We start from the raw sequence: 17,454 nt of genomic DNA, 5'->3' as shown, positions 1-17,454 counted from the left end.
GCTCGGTTCAACAGATCGGCGAGGGGATTCGGATCGATGTTCATGCAGCGGCGAATGATGACAGGGCGTCGCGCGGCTTGCCATCCCGTCAATCCATGGGATTGGTCTTGTCGACGGCCAATCAATAGCTGACGCTCACAGGAAGCGTGGCTTGCCCAAGACCACCGCGAGGACGAGCCGACGAGCGGGACCGGTCAACGCGAGCGAAACACGATCTCTTGCATCCTCCGGAGCTTTGGCGTCGCCGCGGGCACGGTGAGCATGGTGCTCGCAACTGCCATGACGAGAAGCGCTGTAAAGGTCTCGTTGGTGATGATCGCCTTGTCCAGCAGGACGTTGGCGAAGATGATCATGATGAGGGCTTTGGTCTGGAGCAGCCAACCGATCAGAGAGCCCTCGCCCGGCTGCCATTTCAACAGCCGGCCGGCCATGCCGAGTCCGATGAGCTTGCCGGCCACCGAGGCCACCAGCAGTACCGCCGCAACCAGGAAGACCGCCGTGCCGCCCACCTGCCAGTTGGTGCGCAGGCCGGTGCTCAGGAAAAAGACCGGCATCACCACCAACAGGACGTTGTGGCGCAGCCAGTCCATTTGCTCCTGATCGAACCACTCCCCATCCATCACCGCGCCGGCAATGAATGCGCCGACCATGTAGTGCAGGCCGCACCAGTCGGCGCCCAGACCGCAGGCCGCAAGCCAGATAAGACCCGCATACCACCGGTCGCGCTCGGGCACGCGCACCATCAGCCAGCGAAACGCGGCCGCGGAGACTGCGAAGACCACGAGGAAGCCAGCCTGCTTGCCCACCCGCTCCCAGTCCATGAGAATCAGCGCCAGCACACCCCAGATGGCGATGTCGTCCAGGCTCGCGTAGCGCAGGATGCGCTGGCCGATTGGTTGGCGAAGAATCTGCAGCTTCTCCATCAGCAGAATCAGGATCGGCAACGCGGTCACGGCGCACGACATGCCGATGCCCAGCACGAACTGCCAATGCGTCGCCTTCGCCCCTATCCAGCCTGGATAGGAAAGCAGCGCCAGTGCCGCCGCCGCGCCAAAGACAAGAGGCACGCCAAGCGCAAGGCCAGCCGTGATCCCGCTCTCGCGACGATGCTCCCAAGCCTTGCGCAGATCCAGCTCGATGCCTGCGATCCAGACGAACATCATCACGGCCCACTGCGCGACTCCATTGAGCGACTGGATCACCGGCCCGTTGAAGACGAACTTGTAGTAGTCGGGGAACATCGCCCCCAGCACGCCCGGGCCAAGCACGATGCCCGTGATGATCTGCACCACGACAAGCGGCGCGAAATAATCGGTTCGACCAAGACGCCACACCAGATATGGGAGCGAAAAGATGATCAGCATCGCGATCAGGAAAATCTCAGAAGTGCTCACTTGACCGCCGTCAGCCTGAAGTTGAATCGCGGCGAGTCTGCCATACGCCGAGCGGCCCCGAAGGGGCTTTTGCGATGGCTGACACAGGCTACAGTCGGCCAAGTCCGGACTCTCATCACGGCGAGCTGGCAAACGACACGACGGCTACAAAAGCATGCGTACCGAATTCCGATGAAATTCAATGATCTTGCTCGCAAGGCCGCCAAGGGCCCCGGACCGCTGTCCTATGGTGGCTCGGTTCATCCAGAAGATTTGATTCGGTTTTCTCTGGCGTATGGCGCTGACGGCGCCGATGAGATTGAGCGGCTGTCCAAGCAACACGGATGGCACGAAGACGGTCTGCTTGAGGACGGCTCGAGGGTGGCGCCGCTCGCGCGCTGGGCCGTGGCCTGCGTCGCGTACGGCCGCGGCGGCGTTGCGTCGCTGCAGCACTTGCTGACCGATCGGACGCTCGCGACGTTTGCCATTGCGGTTCTTGAGCAAGTTCGCACCGCGTCTTGCGTCACGGCTCTGTTGGACTACTGCATGTCGACCACTGCGCTTTCAGACGAGCCAAGCGATCCATTCTGGCAAGCGCTCAGCGCGCTGAATACGTTGACGAGTTTCGACGACGGTCTGGTACTGCCGCAAGATCAGCAGGAGAAGTTGAGAGACCTGGTGATCGAGACATTCGCCAGCGCCACCACATCACATCAGCAGACACTTTGCCTATGTGCCTTGAGAGGGGCTCCAATAGAGGGAGCGCTGGAGTGGGCAGAGGCGCAGACGGTGACCGACCCGACCGTAAGGCGCGCAAAATCCGCCGCGTTGAAGTCGCTCCGACGCCGTCTTTCCGGCGCCTACAAGCCACCCAGTGCCGAGCAGAAACGTCAGATCCGCAGGCAGCGAGCCCTCGATGTCTAGAGTGCTTCCGGCCACAACCGGACCTTCGCCATGAAGCCAGAAAATTGCCCAGTACCTCCAACAGTGGACTATGTCAAAGTAGGTCGTGAGTCGCACGAGCTGGCGATTCGCCACGGACGAGATGCACACAGGTATGCGCTGCGCCTGTCTGAGAAAGCCAAGGACGCTGGCGATGCCGGGGCAGCCGCATTCTGGTACGCGGTCAACCGGGCGCTAGAGCCGAGGACATAGCGAGTCACTTGTAGGGCCCGCTTTGAGCCTTCGCGACGGCAGAGCGACCGGCTACAGTCGGCCAGAACCGGCCGTTCGATGACTGCTCAGAATTTTCACGGAGAAGGGACTATGTGGAAGCGTGGCGATGTCGCTGAAGGTCAGGACTATCAGCTGGTGTTGGTCCAACGGCGCGACGGTACTCGCACATACGTGCTGTGTGAAGTCGGCCAATGCGAGGGCGTCGAGGAGCGAGTGTTCGTCACAGCCGTCGTACCCCGGGAGCTTTTAGTGAAAGGCGACCTCTTCGGCATCGCCAAGGCAGTGAAATTGGCAGACGGCTCCTCCTTCGGCGTCGAGGCCCATGGCTTGTGGTTGACACCAGAGGAGTGCGCCGCTTTTGAACGCCACGTGACTTGGTACGAAATGCCTTGGCTGAACGGGTTGGCTCCTGTTCTCCCCCCAAAATAGGCGGTGACTCGCGACAGCCGTACATGGCCAGAAGCAGAGGTTGAGGAAACGGAATGATTGAATTGCAAGTGCGCGACGAGTTGCTCCAGGCGGAGCATGTTCTCGATACGAAGTTTTCTTTCGATCAGGCTGAGCCGTTCTACCGCCGCTGCCTTGCGCACATCGAATCTGCACCACAAGACCGCGAGGCCATTGAGCAGCTGCTGATCCGTCTGTTCCGCGACCGGCAGATCAGCAGCGAGCCGTTGGCATACCTCATGCACGTCCTCCGCTGGGAAGGTGTGCGCCATGCAATCGAGGCAGACTTGCGAAGCCAAGCTTCGCCCATCATCACTGGTGTCGAGCACGGGAAGGTGCTGGATGGCTTCGATACGGAATGGGGCAACAAGGTTTTCTACCGATTCTCGTGACAGCCTATGCTCGGCACTAAGAGTCACATGACCGTTCTAGGCATCTAGCTGTCTCGCCCCTGTGGCAGGATCCGGCGGCGGATTCAACCGGTCATTCGTTGGCATCGTTTGATTTGCGATCCAAAACGGACCGACTTACCGCCTCACTGTTCGCCGCTTTAGATCCTGAAACCTGAAAGCACGTCTACTAAGACTGTCCCTCGCGCGGGATGCCTGTGACGGTGACAGGATACGGAGCGCGCGTGGCCCGCTTGAAGATCGACGGCGAGATGCCGGTGTGTTCCTTGAAGAAGCGCGAGAAATTGCCCGGCGCCGAGAAGCCCAGGTCGAGCGCGACGTCGGTCAACTCGCCGCCTTCGCTGACGCGGCGCATGGCTTCCTCGACGCGCACGCCGCTCCAGAACACCTGCGGCGTCGTGTGCAACTGATCGCGGAACAGCGCGAAGAAATGCGCGCGCGACAGCCCGACCTTTGCGGCGATCTCGTCGATGCTCGTTTTCTCGGAGACATGCGTGCGCATGTGAGCGATGGCGGCGCGCAGGCGATGGTCCAGCGTCACGCCGATGCCCCCGGGCACCGGAGCGGCATCCGCGCCCGTCGTGGATGCCGCGATGGCGGCCTCCAGTAAGCGCTCCACCTCCTTGTCCACCTGCTCGCGCCCTGCACCGGCGGAGATCATCAGGTCCAGCACCCGCCAGCATGAGCGCCGCAACGCGTCGCTGATGAGAACTCGCGGAGACGGGAACCGAAAGCTCCGATCCTTTGCCTGGCTGAGGTCGTCGAGCCAGTCCTTTTTGATCATGAAGACGATGAAGAGGCTTGATCCGCTGTCTTCCAGCCGCACCATGTCATGCGCCTCGAAAGCGTTCACACCCAAAGCCACGCCTTCGCCGTAAGGCACGACCTCAGAGCCCACATGGGCACAGGCGCGCGCACCGCCCAGCCATAGGGCGAGCTGTGTTTCCGAATGAGCATGCGACACCAGGTTGGCGCTCGCCTCCAGGACGATTGCCGTGCCGAACGCGCCTTCATGGAGTGCATAGGCTTCCTGCATCTGTCTCTCATCGAAGTCGTTTGCGGCGATTGTTCCCTCGCACGCATCGGGCCAACACAGCGCCCCGGGTAAGTCCTTAGAACGACACCAGACGATTCGATACGTCGCCGGACCGGTCGATAAGCGCTCCTGGGCCACAATTTTTAAAGTTGGCGCATCGCAAAAACACAGGAGCAAACCTCATGCGAATCGCCACTTTCACGAGCGAGGGACACCGCAAGGTCGGCCTCGTTTCCGCCGACGGCACGACCGTCACCCCGCTGAAGCTCACACAGGCCCAGGCGGACACCGGCGTGCTGACGCTGATCGAAACCCTGGCCGAGGGCGGCCCGCTTCCGGAGCCAGCCGGTCCCGCAGTCAACCTGGGCGACGTGGTGCTTGATGCGCCACTGCCCAAGCCGCGACGCAACCTCTGGTGCGTGGGGCGCAACTACCATGCGCACGCCAAAGAACTGTCTGCTTCGGTGTTCAAGGACAACGCGGCCAGGACCGACGAATGGCCCATCGTCTTCACCAAGGTGCCCGAGTGCGTTGTCGGCCCGCACGACGACGTGCTCGTGCCTTCCGAGGTGTCGACGCAGATCGACTACGAAGCCGAACTGGCCGTCATCGTCGGCAAGGGCGGCAAGAACATCACGCGCGCAGCTGCGATGGCGCACGTTTTCGGCTACACAGTCGTCAACGACGTGACCGCGCGCGATGTGCAGATGCGCCACGCGCAGTGGGACATGGGAAAGTCCTTCGACACCTTCTGCCCTATGGGCCCATGGATCGTCACGGCCGACGAGTTCGACGGCACGAAGACGCGGGTGCGCTGCTGGGTCAACGGCGAGCTGCGCCAGGACGGGCCGACCGAGAACATGATCTTCGACATCCCGACGCTGATCGAGACCATCTCGCGCGGCATCACGCTCTACCCCGGTGACGTGATCGCGACCGGCACACCGGCAGGCGTGGGCATGGGCATGAGCCCGCCGCACTACCTGCGTGCAGGTGACGTGGTGCGAGTCGAGATCGACCGGCTCGGCGCCATCGAAAACAAGTTCGTCTGAAAGGCTGCGCATGACGACTCATGTTCTGAACGGCCTGACTGTCGAGATCGACGGTGAAGGCGAGGCGCTGCTGTGCATCCACGGACTCGGCGGCTCATCGAACAACTGGACCCCACTGTTGCCGGCGCTTGGCGGTTTTCGCCGTATCAGGCCCGACCTGCCAGGCAGCGCGAGATCGCCACTGCCGGCTGACGGAAAGGCTTTGTCAATCAAGGGCTACGTGGATGCAATGTCGCAGCTGCTTGCGGAGCTCGGCATCGGGTCGGTGCATGTGATGGCGCACTCGATGGGCACGATCGTCGCTCAACACTTGGCACTGCGCGATCCCGGTACAGTGAAATCGCTGGCACTCTTCGGCCCGCTGGCTGCGCCTCCCGATGCCGCGCGCCCCATCATCGCGGCCCGGGCCAACGCGGCGCGGGGCGGTGTGTCGGCCATGCAGGAGATCGCCGACGCCATCGTGAAGGGCGCGACGAGCACGCGAACGAAGGAGCAGCAACCGGCGGTGCTCGCGCTGGTGCGTGAGAGCGTGATGCGCCAGTCGCCCGAGGGTTACGCGCAGAGCTGTGCGGCGCTCGCCGATGCGCAGTCGGCCGCGCTCGAACGCCTTGATGTGCCGACGCTCTTGGTCACCGGCGACCAAGACGGAGTAGCCCCGGCGGCAAACGTCCGCGCCATGCAGGAACGCATCGCCGGCAGCCGCCTCGTCATCCTCGACGGGTGCGGTCACTGGACGACTTTCGAGCAGCCGCAGCGCTGCATACAAGAACTCGAAGCCTTCTACGCGGCACTCCGCTGAGACGTCGCGAGACTCCATTTCGACAACCCATTGCCGGCACCGCATGCCGGAGGAGACAACGATGACCCGTATTGCATTCACCAATGTCCGCATCTTCGACGGCACGGGCGAAGACCCTTATACCGGTGACCTTCTCGTCGAAGGAAAGCGCATCGTAGAAGTCGCTCGCTTTCCGAAGCGCGTGAGCACCGATGACGCGCGCGTGATCGACGGAAAGGGGCGCTTCCTCATGCCTGGCATGACCGAGGCCCACACGCACTTTTCGTGGAATGACCAACCCTCGCTCGCGGCCATCCAGTTCATGCCGCCCGAAGAACACATGCTCTGGTGCGTGCGCGTCGCCAAGCGCTACCTGGACATGGGCTGGACCTCGGCGATTGGCGCAGCCGCAGCCAAGCCGCGCCTGGACGTGGTGCTGCGCAATGCCATTGAAGCAGGCGAGTTCCCAGGCCCGCGCTACTTGGCCGGCAGCCAGGAGATCACCACCATCGGCGCGTTGGGCGACAACACGCTGCCACACATGAAGTTCGAAGAACTCAGCTTCGGCAGCGTGTGCAGCGGCCCCGAAGAGATCCGCAAGTCGGCGCGCACCTTCATCAAGTACGGTGTCGATCACCTGAAAATCAATCTGTCCGGCGAGTACATTGCTGGCCTGCCCGCCGAGATGTCACCTTTCGCGGAAGACGAGGTGGCCATGCTCGCGCTAGAGGCCAAGCGCTACGGCAAACGCATGGCTGCGCACGCGCGCTCGAGCGAGTCGGTCAAGCAGTGCGTGCGCCACGGCATCGAGATGGTCTATCACGCCAGCTTCGCAGATGCCGAAGCACTTGACATGCTCGAAGAGGCAAAAGACCGGCATTTCGTGGCGCCCGGCATAGGCTGGCTCATTCGCACGACTTACAACGCGGCCGAATACGGTATCACCGAAGCCGTGGCGACGCAGATGGGCTACAAGCGCGAGCTGGAGGTGGCATCGGCTTCACTGCGCGAAATGCACAAGCGCGGCATCCGCATCCTGCCCGGCGGTGACTACGGCTTTGCCTGGATGCCGCACGGCACCAACGCCAACGACCTGCAATATTTCGTCGACTACATCGGCATGACGCCGAAGGAAGCGCTGATGGCGGCTACACGGCTGGGCGGCCAGATCATGCTCCGGCCCGACGAGCTGGGGCAGTTGAAGGCGGGCTTCCTGGCGGACATCGTGCTGGTCGACGGCGATCCGCTGCAAGATCTTTCGTTGCTCACCGATCCGGCCAAGGTGCAGCTCGTGATGAAAGACGGCGTGATTCACAAGGATTGTGCGACGCCCGTACCTTCGGATGCCGCTCTGCACTTGGAAGGCGGCGATACACCGCTGCGGGAACAGGGGGTCAAGGAGGCATTGGCGGAGATGCACTGAAAGCAGTCCTTACCAACGATGGCTTTGCCAAACGCGGAGCCATCGCTTCGGGGCCGTCAAAATTCGAGGCGCGAACGGCAGCTTTCGAGCGCTGCGCACTTCCGCAATGGCCCCACCGCGGTCTTCCCACATTGTCCAAAGCTGCCGGTCCCGCCAAAGCCAAAAGACATCTCCCTCCATGCACTGTCTAGCTAGGCACGCTGAATAAACTCCAGCCATGTCCGCCGCTCTAGCCCCACGCCCCAAGTGCACCGCTTGCCTGCGTCCGCTGAGCGGCTGCATTTGCCGCTGGGTCGCGCCCACCGCCAATGCTGTGGAGGTACTGGTGCTGCAGCACCCGCTGGAGGTACACCAGGCCAAAGGCAGTGCCCGCCTGCTGCATCTCAGCTTGGCGCACTGCCGCCTGGTGGTGGGTGAGGCATTCGCCGTGCCGGTCTGGCCGGTGGACGACAAGCACACGCTGCTGCTGTACCCGGACAGTCTGCAAGATACCGCCCCGGACTTGCGGGGCTCACCCCGGCTACCGCCCGAGTGGCTACAAGCCCAGTCGCGCCTGCGTCTGGTCGTGCTGGACGGCACCTGGCGCAAAAGCCGAAAAATGCTCTACCAAAGCCCGCCACTGCAACAGTTGCCCCGCTTGGCCCTGCGCAACCTGCCGCCTTCGCACTACCGTATCCGCAAAGCTCATGGACCCGACCAACTGTCCACGCTGGAGGCGACCTGCTACGCCTTGAGCCAACTGGAAGGAGACGCGGAGCGGTTCCAGCCCTTGTTGAATGCCTTCGACGGGTTTGCCGAGTACTTGGAGCAAGCTGGCGGGCAGCGAGACGCGCAAACCGGCAAGTCCCGCCCTCCAAAGGTTACGGGGTTCATCTAAGTGACCAACTGAATGTCCGGTTGGGCCGCGGACCCACAAGCCACCTCAATCAAGCCGAATTTCCTCCATCACGGAAGCTTCAGCTGTCGCACCCAAATCTGCGGCCCGCAGATCGACCGCTGTCAGCCGGGCTCGGGCGCTCCGCGTCGCGCCTTCTCGCTCACCTGAAACAGCTCTCCCGCCTTGCGAGCCATATCAGCCGCAAGCCAGAGCAGATTGCCCAGTGCCGAGCCGCTTCACCGTTGTGCCAGTCGATGCCTTCGCCGTGGCATACCTTCCACAGCAGCACCGAACGCTCACGCCGATGAGGTGGCCTGCGCAGCGAAATAAAGGAGGGGCGGAGGACATTCGCTGCGGGGAGCACCCGGCGTCCTGCGCACGGTGAGTGCGGCTGTGGCGTTGGGGGTTCGAACGCTGGAACGAGTTGCAGATGGATATGCGCGGGTGCGCCGCGGAGCTTTTTACGAACGGCGAGCGCCGATGAACCAAAAATAGTCGGCAACATGGACATTGAAATGGCGCAGACTGCGCTTCCCTATGCGACCAGGACCGGTCGCATTCTTTGAAAGAAAGGAAGCATGTCATGGTCACAGTCGCGTTGTTCGTTCGCCTGGAAGCGAAGCCCGGTAAAGAGAAAGAGGTCGAGAGTTTTCTCAAGGGGGGTCTTCCTCTCGTCATGGAAGAGCCAGCCACTACCGCCTGGTTCGGCATTCGCCTTGGGCCGTCGACCTTCGGAATCTTCGATGCCTTTCCGGATGACGCAGGCCGCCAAGCGCATCTGTCGGGCAAGGTTGCGGCGGCTTTGATGGCACAGGCGGGGGAGTTGTTCTCCGAGCCGCCATCCATTCAAAGTGTCGACGTGCTTGCGGCAAAGCTACCCGGCTAGGCAACCCATCAGAGCGCGCCAGCCGCTAGCCGCCGGGCTCGGGCGCTCCGCGTCGCGCCGTCTCGCTCACCTGAAACAGTTCCCCCGCCTTGCGAGCCATATCAGCCGCAAGCCAGAGCAGGTTGTCCAGTTGCCGAGGCCCTTCGCCGTTGTGCCAGTCGATGCCTTCGCCATGGCAGGCCCACAGCAGGGCTTCGAGTTGCGAGAGGGTGTTTTCGAGAAGATCCGCCGGGTCCTGGGCGTTGTCTTCGGAAGCTACCGGCGTAGTTGGCCGGGCTATAGTCTTGGTAGCCATTTTTGTGCGGTTCCTTCCAAGGTGGTTGCACGAACTTGGTTAGACGGTCGGGGTGCTTGCTACACCCCGGCCGTCGCCTTTTGATACCTCGCATCCGCATCGCTGCTTTCGCACCGACGACCTGCCGCGAGGCAAGCAGCCTTCGAACATTTCGGTGTTGGGTGTGCCGATGGGGTGCCTTGCGCAGCGAAATAAAGGAGGAGCCCGAAGGGCGGGGGACATTCGCGGAGCAAGGCACCCCGTCGGCGTGAGCACGCCCTGAAGGCATCCGACACACACGCATTCGATACCGCATCGAGCCGCAAGGCTTCTGCGCCGGCCGGCATGCGAATCGCGCCCGCGCCGCAGAATTGCCGCTCCTCTGGAGCCGCACCGTCATCATGAGTCAACCAACATTCCCGCCCCGCCTGTTCGAGCCCCTGAAGCTCGGCCAGCTTGAGATAGACAACCGCATCATCATCGCGCCCATGTGCCAGTACTCCGCCACGGAGGGCACGCCGGGCGACTGGCACCTTATTCACCTCGGCCACCTGGCGCTGTCCGGTGCGGGGCTGCTGATCATCGAGGCGACGGCCGTGGAGGCCGAAGGGCGCATCTCCCCCGGCGACCTTGGCCTTTATTCCGATGCCAATGAAGAAGGCCTGGCGCGGGTGCTGCATGCCACGCGCGCTTTTTCGCCCATCAAGATCGCCATGCAGTTGGGGCACGCGGGGCGCAAGGCGTCGAGCCGCGCGCCCTGGGAAGGCGGCAAGCAGATCCGCCCCGGCGAGCCCGACGGATGGAAGGCATATGCGCCCTCGCCCGTTCCGCATTCGCCCACCGAAGACCCGCCCATCGCCCTCGACGCCGCCGGCCTGCGGCGCGTGCGCGATGCCTTCGTGGCGGCGGCACGGCGCGCGGCGCGGCTGGGCATCGACGGCATCGAGATCCACGCGGCGCACGGCTATCTGCTGCACCAGTTCCTGTCGCCCATCGCCAACCACCGCGACGACGAATACGGCGGCAGCCTGGAGAACCGCATGCGCTTTCCGCTCGAAGTGTTCGACGCGGTGCGCGAAGCCTTCCCGGCCGAGCGGCCGGTGTGGGTGCGCGTGTCGGCCAGCGACTGGGTGCCGGGCGGCTGGGACCTCGACGGCACGGTCGCGTTCTCGCAAGCACTGAAGGCGCGCGGCTGCGCGGCCATCCATGTATCGAGCGGCGGCGTGTCGCCTCAGCAGGCCATCACGCTGGGCGCGGGCTACCAGGTGCCGTTCGCGCAACGCATCAAGGCCGAGGTCGGGCTGCCGACCATCGCCGTTGGGCTCATCACCGAGCCGGCCCATGCCGAGGCAATCATTGCCGACGGGCAGGCCGACGCGGTGTCGCTGGCCCGCGCGATGCTGTACGACCCGCGCTGGCCGTGGCACGCGGCGGCCGAGCTGGGCGCGCAGGTGAAGGCGCCGCACCAGTACTGGCGCTCGCAGCCGCGCGAGTTCAAGGACCTGTTCGAGAACGCGGCGTTCGGCGCGCGCTAGGCCCCGGCCAGGTCCAGATAGAAAAAGGTGGTGGCGCACGGCTCGCCCCGCGGCAGCAGCGCGAAGCCGGGAACGCTGCCCACCCGCGTCCAACCCGTGCGGGCGTAGAGCCGCTCGGCCTCGGGACTGGAGGTGTCGAGCACCAGCAGCGTCTTGCCGCGCTCGCGCGCCTGCTGCTCGGCAGCGCGCATCAGCAGTTCGCCGATGCCCCGGCGCCGCGCCCTGCGGTGCACCAGCATCTTGGAAACCTCGCCGCGGTGCGGCTGGTTCTCGGGCTGCGCCAGCACCACCTGCACGGTGCCGACGATGCCTTCGGCGTCTTCGGCCACCAGCAAGTCGCGCTCGCCGGCGGCCACGCCCGCGGCCACGTTGCGCCAGAAAGCCTGTGCGCGCTCGGGCGTGAGCGGATGCATGAAGCTGACCGACGCACCGCCCTCGACGCAGTCGATCAGCAGGTCGGCCAGCGCCTGCAGCTGGCCATCATCCACCGCCGAAAGAAGACGGATGCGGGGCGCTTCGAGGTTGGTCATGTCGCTCATTTCCAGGAAAAAGGCAGGGTCGCGATCACCACGGCGTAGCGCGTGGTCTCGCGCGAGGGGTTGTAGTAGCTCATGGGGCGGTCCAGCACCATCGCCAGGCAGTCGCCGGTGGAAAGCCGGTGGCTGTCTTCGCCCAGCGTGAGTTCGATGACGCCGTCGAGCACCCACACCTGCTGGTGGATGAGCGGCTCGCGCGCCGAGCTTTCGTAGGCCACGCGGGCCTTGGGCGGGAACAGCACCTCGACGATCTGTATGGGCGAAGCGAAGCCGCTGGGCGACACGTTGCGCCGCACGTAGCCGGAGTGCGGGTCGCGCCACTGCAGCTGGCCGGCCAGCCGCGACACCGGATCGGCGGCGGGCGCCGGCGCCTCGAACAATGAGGCCAGCGACACGCCCAGACCGGTCGCGAGTTTTTCGAGCAGCACGGCGGTGGGACTGCTTTCGCCGCGCTCGATCAGCGAGATCATGGAACGGCTCACGCCGCAGTGCGTGGCCAGCGCGTCGAGCGAAAGGCCGCGCTGCGCGCGCAGGTCGCGCACGCGCTGCGCGATGCGGTCGTTCAGACCGGATGAGCCTTCTTCAATTTCCTTCATATTGGATGAAATATCCACCATGAAGGAATCTACGTCAAGCCTACCGGCAGTTCGCCCTCACCGGGAAGGGCCGATCAATGCGGCACGCGCGGCTTCCGAAGGAAAGACGCAGGCCACGTCGTGCGCGCAGCCCGGCACGACCGCGACCTGGCGCTGCTTCTCGGGCGCGAGCACCGCGCGGTCGTACTGCGCATAGGCCAGGCCGCGCTGCAGGCGGAAGGTGCCTTGCGCGAGCGCCGCGCAGGAGCGGTCGAGAACGCGGTAGGCCGTGCCCTTGGCATCGTTGCTGTCGAGCGCGCCTTCGAGGTAGCTGATGTCGGCTTCCGCGTACTGCCGGCGGGCCTGTTCGGCGCCGCGCCCGAGGTGCGCGGGCAGGTCGTCGGTGCCGTACTTCCAGCGGTTCGTTTCGGGGCATGCGGCGGCGTCGGGCACCGCGAATCCCGCGACCGACGTGCCGTCGGGTGCGAACCGAGGGCGCACCGGGTCGAAATAGAGCCACGTACTCGGGTCGGCGACCACGTAGCGGATGGCGACCTTGCCCGCAGTCCCGCCGGTCCGCGCGAACGCGGCATAGCGTTGCACGAACTGCCCGCCGGCCGAGAAGCCCGCGATGGTGATGGTGCGCAGGCCCGGCCAGCGCTGCACCAGCTCGGCCACGAGCGCGTCCATGACCGCGAACGAGCCGATGCGGCTGCCCGATGCCGAACGGCCGCCTTCGAGCCAGGAGCCGCAGGTCCACAGCAGGTCACCGGGCTGCGGCGCGGGCAGGCCCGGCGTGTTGCAGCGGCCTGCCGCGGCTTTGTCGGCGGGCACCTGGAAGAGCGGCGCGATCACCAGCGTGTCGTCCAGCGTGCCGGCATTGCGAACGGTGCGCAGCGTTGCCTCGAATGTCTTGTTGGCGTCGCGCGAATGGCCGTGCATGGCGACGAGCGCCCTGGTCGGCGCGGCTGCGGGATCGAGCGACGCGTAGTAATGCAGCGCACCTGCGGCACCGTCCGGCGTGAGGCTGCGCAGGCATTCCGCGGCCGCCGAGGCGGTGCAGGCGGAGGAGTCGGCTGCCGCCGCATAGGCCGGCCAGCACACCGGCAGGCACGCGGCCGCGAGGAAAAGAAGGAGCCTTCTGCAGCTGGGCATGTTCGCGAAATTCCAAAAAAGGATGGATGGCGGATTCTCTGCCTGCCGCCATCTGCGAACCTGACTGCGCCAGCCGCTCTGAACCTAGCGATTTAATCTGTCGAACAACAAATCTTCGAACACAAATTCGGCGATCAGGCGCAGATCATCCAACATATCTCCAGCACGAGCCGCCCATGAGCACCACAACCGACTCCGACCCCCTGCCCTCCTCGTTCGCGGCATTCGCCGATGGCCTGCCACCCGGCCCTTCGCCGCTGCGCGAGCAGATCACCGCGGCCTGGCGCCGCGCCGAACCCGAGGCATTGCCGCCGCTTCTCGAACAGGCCCGCCTGCCGCGCGCGCAGGCCGAAGAGGCGCATGCGCTGGCGCATCGCATCGCGCGGCAACTGCGCTCGCGCAAGAACGCGAGCGGCCGTGCCGGCCTCGTGCAGGGACTGCTGCAGGAGTACGCGCTGTCGTCCCAGGAAGGCGTCGCGCTCATGTGCCTGGCCGAAGCGCTGCTGCGTATTCCCGATGCCGAAACGCGCAACGCGCTGATCCGCGACAAGATCGCCCACGGCCAGTGGCAGACGCATGCGGGCCGCAGCCCGTCGGTGTTCGTCAACGCCGCCACCTGGGGCCTGCTGCTGACCGGCAAGCTGGTGGCCACGCACAGCGAGACCGGCCTGTCGGCCGTGCTCACGCGCCTGATCGGCAAGGGCGGCGAGCCGCTGATCCGCAAGGGCGTGGACATGGCGATGCGCATGATGGGCGAGCAGTTCGTCACCGGAGAAACCATCGCGCAGGCGCTGGGCAACGCGCGCGAGCTGGAGGCGCAGGGCTTTCGCTATTCGTACGACATGCTGGGCGAGGCCGCGCTCACCATGGAAGATGCCAGGCGCTACAAGCTCGCCTATGAAGAGGCGATTCACGCGATCGGCAAGGCCTCGGATGCGCGCGGCGTGTATGAGGGCCCGGGCATCTCCATCAAGCTGTCGGCGCTGCACCCGCGCTACAGCCGCGCGCAGCACGCGCGCGTGATGGCGGAGCTGTACCCGGTGCTGCGCGAACTGACGCTGCTGGCGCAGCGCTACGACATCGGCCTGAACATCGACGCCGAGGAAGCCGACCGGCTGGAGCTGTCGCTCGACCTGCTGGAGCGCCTGTGCTTCGAGCCGGCGCTCGCGGGCTGGAACGGCATCGGCTTCGTCATCCAGGCCTACCAGAAGCGCTGCCCCTTCGTGATCGACTACGTGATCGACCTCGCGCGCCGCAGCCGCCACCGGCTGATGGTGCGGCTGGTGAAGGGCGCCTACTGGGACAGCGAGATCAAGCGCGCGCAGATCGACGGGCTCGACGGCTACCCGGTCTACACGCGCAAGGCCTACACCGACGTGTCTTACCTCGCCTGCGCGCGCAGGCTGCTCGCCGCGCCGGAGGCGGTGTACCCGCAGTTCGCCACGCACAACGCGCACACGCTGGCCGCCATCTACACCATGGCCGATCCGTCGCGCTACGAGCCGGGGCAGTACGAGTTCCAGTGCCTGCACGGCATGGGCGAGCCGCTGTACGAGCAGGTGGTCGGCCCGCTCGGGCGGCCGTGCCGCATCTATGCGCCCGTGGGCACGCACGAAACGCTGCTGGCCTACCTGGTGCGCCGCCTGCTGGAGAACGGCGCGAACACCTCGTTCGTGAACCGCATCGCCGACCCGACGATTTCGCTGGAGGCGCTGGTGGAAGACCCGGTGGCAACGGTGGAACACATGGCCGCGCAGGAAGGCACGGTGGGGCTGCCGCATCCGGCCATCGCGCTGCCTGCGGCGCTGTACCGCACGCAGCGCCGAAACTCGCGCGGGCTCGATCTTGCGAACGACGACAGCCTGCGCCTGCTGGGCCAGAGCCTGCAGGCCACCGCGCATGAGGGCTGGCATGCCGGGCCGATGCTGGCGGTGGGCGCCGACACGCAAAGCGAACCGGCCGATGTGCTGAACCCCGCCGACCATCGCGATGTGGTCGGGCAGGTGCGGGAGGCCACGCCGGCCGATGTCGAATCCGCCGTTTCGCAAGCCGCGGGCACTGCCGGCGCCTGGGCCGCCACGCCGCCCGCCGAGCGTGCCGCCATGCTCGAGCGCGCCGCCGATCTGCTCGAAGAACAGATGCCGCGCCTGCTCGGGCTGCTGGCGCGCGAGGCCGGGAAGACCTATGCCAACGCCATTGCCGAAGTGCGCGAGGCGGTGGACTTCCTGCGCTTCTATGCGGCGCAGGCGCGCAGCGACTTCTCGAACGACACGCACCGCGCGCTCGGCACGATAGTGTGCATCAGCCCGTGGAATTTTCCGCTCGCGATCTTCACCGGCCAGGTGGCGGCCGCGCTCGCGGCCGGCAACCCGGTGCTCGCCAAGCCGGCCGAGCAGACGCCGCTGGTCGCCGCCGAGGCGGTGCGCCTGCTGTGGCAGGCCGGCGTGCCGCGCGCCGCGGTGCAGCTGCTGCCGGGACGCGGCGAGACGGTGGGCGCCAGCCTGGTCGCCGACGCGCGTGTGCAGGGCGTGATGTTCACCGGCTCGACCGAGGTCGCGCGCATCCTGCAGAAGACGCTGTCGCAGCGCCTCGGTGCCCACGGCGCGCCGGTGCCGCTGATCGCGGAGACGGGCGGGCAGAACGCGATGATCGTGGACTCCTCCGCGCTGGTGGAGCAGGTCGTCACCGACGTGATGGCCTCGGCCTTCGACAGCGCCGGCCAGCGCTGCTCGGCCCTGCGCGTGCTGTGCGTGCAGGAAGAAGCGGCCGACCGGCTGGTCGAGATGCTCGAAGGCGCGATGGCCGAGGCCTGCATCGGCAATCCCGCGCGGCTGGCCGTGGACGTGGGTCCGGTGATCGACGCCGAGGCGCGCGACGGCATCGAGCGCCACATCGCAGCCATGCGCGCGCGCGGCCACAAGGTCTACCGCCAGGGCCGCGAGCATGGGCAGGACACGCGCCACGGCACCTTCGTGATGCCCACGCTGATCGAGCTGGACAGCATTTCGGAACTGCAGCGCGAAGTGTTCGGCCCGGTGCTGCACCTGGTGCGCTACCGCCGGCGCGACCTTGGCGCGCTGGTCGGGCAGATCAACGGCACGGGCTACGGCCTGACGCTGGGCGTGCACACGCGCATCGACGAGACCATCGCGCAGATCGTGCAGCACGCGAAGGCGGGCAACGTGTACGTCAACCGCAACATCGTGGGCGCGGTGGTGGGCGTGCAGCCCTTCGGCGGCGAAGGGCTGTCGGGCACCGGGCCGAAGGCGGGCGGGCCGCTGTACATGCTGCGCATGCTGTCGAAGCGGCCCGACGATGCGATGGCGCGGGCGATGGGTGGCGAAGGCGCTTGCGAGGCGGTGCCGAACGCAGGCCTGTCGGCGCTGGCCCGCTGGGCGCGGAAGACCGGGCGCGACGCGCTGGCCGCGCAATGCGCGCGCTTCGCATCGCTGTCGCGCGCAGGCGATTCACGCACGCTGGCCGGCCCGACCGGCGAGCGAAACGTCTACACGCTGGTGCCGCGCGAGGCGGTGCTCTGCCTGGCCGGCACCGAGGCCGACCGGCTGGCGCAACTGTCGGCCGTGCTGTCGGTGGGCAGCACCGCCATCTGGCCGGCCGATGCCGACACGCAGGCCCTGCGTGCGTCGCTGCCGGCCGAGGTGCAGCAGAGCGTGGCCATCGCCAGCGACTGGCGCTCGCCGACCGTGGCCTTCGACGCCGCGCTGCACCACGGCGACGACAGCACCCTGGCCGACGCGATGCAGCGCATTGCCGCGCGGCCCGGCCCCATCGTCGGCGTGCGGGCCTTCGCGCCGGGCGACGCGGACATTCCGCTCGAAAGCCTGGTGGTGGAACGCGCGCTCAGCGTCAACACCGCGGCAGCGGGCGGCAACGCAAGCCTGATGACGATCGGCTGATCCG

At 65.9% G+C, this 17,454-nt stretch carries 16 protein-coding genes; 10 read left to right on the top strand and 6 right to left on the bottom strand.

What is annotated here, in order from left to right; all coding sequences use genetic code 11:
- Positions 1–194: 194 nt before the first annotated feature.
- Complete coding sequence (locus tag AC1RVW_RS11880) at positions 195–1,394, bottom strand: cation:proton antiporter (protein WP_493200069.1); 1,200 nt, start codon at positions 1,392–1,394, stop codon at positions 195–197.
- Positions 1,395–1,565: 171 nt separating this feature from the next.
- Here AC1RVW_RS11880 and AC1RVW_RS11875 point away from each other — a divergent pair, with 171 nt between their 5' ends.
- The 3 genes from AC1RVW_RS11875 (at position 1,566) to AC1RVW_RS11865 (ending at position 3,388) form a co-directional block, all read left to right on the top strand.
- Positions 1,566–2,297, top strand: coding sequence for a hypothetical protein (locus AC1RVW_RS11875; RefSeq protein ID WP_155742526.1), 732 nt, complete (start codon positions 1,566–1,568; stop codon positions 2,295–2,297).
- Between the two features lie 309 nt (positions 2,298–2,606).
- Positions 2,607–2,978, top strand: a complete 372-nt coding sequence (locus AC1RVW_RS11870) for a hypothetical protein (protein WP_493200067.1) — start codon at positions 2,607–2,609, stop codon at positions 2,976–2,978.
- A 53-nt stretch (positions 2,979–3,031) separates the two neighbouring features.
- Complete coding sequence (locus AC1RVW_RS11865; RefSeq protein WP_081268427.1) at positions 3,032–3,388, top strand: hypothetical protein; 357 nt, start codon at positions 3,032–3,034, stop codon at positions 3,386–3,388.
- Between the two features lie 187 nt (positions 3,389–3,575).
- On the opposite strand, the gene AC1RVW_RS11860 is transcribed toward AC1RVW_RS11865, so the two are convergent.
- Complete coding sequence (locus AC1RVW_RS11860; RefSeq protein ID WP_081268428.1) at positions 3,576–4,442, bottom strand: helix-turn-helix domain-containing protein; 867 nt, start codon at positions 4,440–4,442, stop codon at positions 3,576–3,578.
- A 182-nt stretch (positions 4,443–4,624) separates the two neighbouring features.
- On the opposite strand from AC1RVW_RS11860, the gene AC1RVW_RS11855 reads away from it, so the two are divergent.
- The 5 genes from AC1RVW_RS11855 (at position 4,625) to AC1RVW_RS11835 (ending at position 9,458) form a co-directional block, all read left to right on the top strand.
- Positions 4,625–5,494 carry a fumarylacetoacetate hydrolase family protein gene (locus AC1RVW_RS11855; protein WP_493200065.1) on the top strand — a complete coding sequence of 290 codons (870 nt, stop codon included), beginning with the start codon at positions 4,625–4,627 and terminating at the stop codon, positions 5,492–5,494.
- 10 nt (positions 5,495–5,504) lie between these two features.
- Positions 5,505–6,293, top strand: coding sequence for an alpha/beta fold hydrolase (locus AC1RVW_RS11850; RefSeq protein WP_493200063.1), 789 nt, complete (start codon positions 5,505–5,507; stop codon positions 6,291–6,293).
- A gap of 61 nt (positions 6,294–6,354) precedes the next feature.
- Positions 6,355–7,695 (top strand): metal-dependent hydrolase family protein, encoded by a 1,341-nt coding sequence (locus AC1RVW_RS11845; protein ID WP_106935637.1) that lies wholly within the window; start codon positions 6,355–6,357, stop codon positions 7,693–7,695.
- 217 nt (positions 7,696–7,912) lie between these two features.
- The gene (locus AC1RVW_RS11840) at positions 7,913–8,572 is read left to right on the top strand and encodes a tRNA-uridine aminocarboxypropyltransferase (RefSeq protein ID WP_493200061.1); all 660 of its coding nucleotides are present in this window, start codon (positions 7,913–7,915) and stop codon (positions 8,570–8,572) included.
- 583 nt (positions 8,573–9,155) lie between these two features.
- Positions 9,156–9,458, top strand: a complete 303-nt coding sequence (locus AC1RVW_RS11835) for a putative quinol monooxygenase (RefSeq protein ID WP_081268433.1) — start codon at positions 9,156–9,158, stop codon at positions 9,456–9,458.
- 25 nt (positions 9,459–9,483) lie between these two features.
- On the opposite strand, the gene AC1RVW_RS11830 is transcribed toward AC1RVW_RS11835, so the two are convergent.
- Complete coding sequence (locus AC1RVW_RS11830) at positions 9,484–9,753, bottom strand: hypothetical protein (protein ID WP_493200058.1); 270 nt, start codon at positions 9,751–9,753, stop codon at positions 9,484–9,486.
- Positions 9,754–10,133: 380 nt separating this feature from the next.
- Here AC1RVW_RS11830 and AC1RVW_RS11825 point away from each other — a divergent pair, with 380 nt between their 5' ends.
- Positions 10,134–11,267, top strand: a complete 1,134-nt coding sequence (locus AC1RVW_RS11825) for an NADH:flavin oxidoreductase/NADH oxidase (protein ID WP_493200056.1) — start codon at positions 10,134–10,136, stop codon at positions 11,265–11,267.
- Here the strand turns inward: AC1RVW_RS11825 and AC1RVW_RS11820 are convergent.
- Genes AC1RVW_RS11820 through AC1RVW_RS11810 form a run of 3 tightly spaced genes read right to left on the bottom strand, consistent with a single transcriptional unit; the run spans position 11,264 to position 13,533 of the window.
- The gene (locus AC1RVW_RS11820; protein WP_493200054.1) at positions 11,264–11,797 is read right to left on the bottom strand and encodes a GNAT family N-acetyltransferase; all 534 of its coding nucleotides are present in this window, start codon (positions 11,795–11,797) and stop codon (positions 11,264–11,266) included. The two genes, AC1RVW_RS11825 and AC1RVW_RS11820, sit on opposite strands and share 4 nt — an antisense overlap.
- Positions 11,798–11,802: 5 nt before the next feature.
- The gene (locus tag AC1RVW_RS11815) at positions 11,803–12,399 is read right to left on the bottom strand and encodes a helix-turn-helix domain-containing protein (protein WP_493200052.1); all 597 of its coding nucleotides are present in this window, start codon (positions 12,397–12,399) and stop codon (positions 11,803–11,805) included.
- 57 nt (positions 12,400–12,456) lie between these two features.
- The gene (locus tag AC1RVW_RS11810; protein ID WP_493200051.1) at positions 12,457–13,533 is read right to left on the bottom strand and encodes a hypothetical protein; all 1,077 of its coding nucleotides are present in this window, start codon (positions 13,531–13,533) and stop codon (positions 12,457–12,459) included.
- A gap of 176 nt (positions 13,534–13,709) precedes the next feature.
- On the opposite strand from AC1RVW_RS11810, the gene putA reads away from it, so the two are divergent.
- Positions 13,710–17,450, top strand: coding sequence for a trifunctional transcriptional regulator/proline dehydrogenase/L-glutamate gamma-semialdehyde dehydrogenase (gene putA, locus AC1RVW_RS11805; RefSeq protein ID WP_493200049.1), 3,741 nt, complete (start codon positions 13,710–13,712; stop codon positions 17,448–17,450).
- Positions 17,451–17,454: the final 4 nt, after the last annotated feature.

The organism is Variovorax sp. MPBD4-3 (assembly GCF_058809745.1).
Note: the sequence above shows the minus strand (reverse complement) of the source record. Positions and strands in the feature narration are given on the sequence as shown.

What these genes read in the sequence shown, in the direction of transcription:
- AC1RVW_RS11860 (WP_081268428.1), bottom strand. Translation starts at nt 4,442, where the DNA reads ATGCAGGAAGCCTATGCACTCCATGAAGGCGCGTTCGGCACGGCAATC.
- AC1RVW_RS11875 (WP_155742526.1), top strand. Translation starts at nt 1,566, where the DNA reads ATGAAATTCAATGATCTTGCTCGCAAGGCCGCCAAGGGCCCCGGACCG.
- AC1RVW_RS11870 (WP_493200067.1), top strand. Translation starts at nt 2,607, where the DNA reads ATGACTGCTCAGAATTTTCACGGAGAAGGGACTATGTGGAAGCGTGGC.
- AC1RVW_RS11855 (WP_493200065.1), top strand. Translation starts at nt 4,625, where the DNA reads ATGCGAATCGCCACTTTCACGAGCGAGGGACACCGCAAGGTCGGCCTC.
- AC1RVW_RS11820 (WP_493200054.1), bottom strand. Translation starts at nt 11,797, where the DNA reads ATGACCAACCTCGAAGCGCCCCGCATCCGTCTTCTTTCGGCGGTGGAT.
- AC1RVW_RS11835 (WP_081268433.1), top strand. Translation starts at nt 9,156, where the DNA reads ATGGTCACAGTCGCGTTGTTCGTTCGCCTGGAAGCGAAGCCCGGTAAA.
- putA (WP_493200049.1), top strand. Translation starts at nt 13,710, where the DNA reads ATGAGCACCACAACCGACTCCGACCCCCTGCCCTCCTCGTTCGCGGCA.
- AC1RVW_RS11830 (WP_493200058.1), bottom strand. Translation starts at nt 9,753, where the DNA reads ATGGCTACCAAGACTATAGCCCGGCCAACTACGCCGGTAGCTTCCGAA.
- AC1RVW_RS11810 (WP_493200051.1), bottom strand. Translation starts at nt 13,533, where the DNA reads ATGCCCAGCTGCAGAAGGCTCCTTCTTTTCCTCGCGGCCGCGTGCCTG.
- AC1RVW_RS11825 (WP_493200056.1), top strand. Translation starts at nt 10,134, where the DNA reads ATGAGTCAACCAACATTCCCGCCCCGCCTGTTCGAGCCCCTGAAGCTC.
- AC1RVW_RS11865 (WP_081268427.1), top strand. Translation starts at nt 3,032, where the DNA reads ATGATTGAATTGCAAGTGCGCGACGAGTTGCTCCAGGCGGAGCATGTT.
- AC1RVW_RS11845 (WP_106935637.1), top strand. Translation starts at nt 6,355, where the DNA reads ATGACCCGTATTGCATTCACCAATGTCCGCATCTTCGACGGCACGGGC.
- AC1RVW_RS11815 (WP_493200052.1), bottom strand. Translation starts at nt 12,399, where the DNA reads ATGAAGGAAATTGAAGAAGGCTCATCCGGTCTGAACGACCGCATCGCG.
- AC1RVW_RS11840 (WP_493200061.1), top strand. Translation starts at nt 7,913, where the DNA reads ATGTCCGCCGCTCTAGCCCCACGCCCCAAGTGCACCGCTTGCCTGCGT.
- AC1RVW_RS11850 (WP_493200063.1), top strand. Translation starts at nt 5,505, where the DNA reads ATGACGACTCATGTTCTGAACGGCCTGACTGTCGAGATCGACGGTGAA.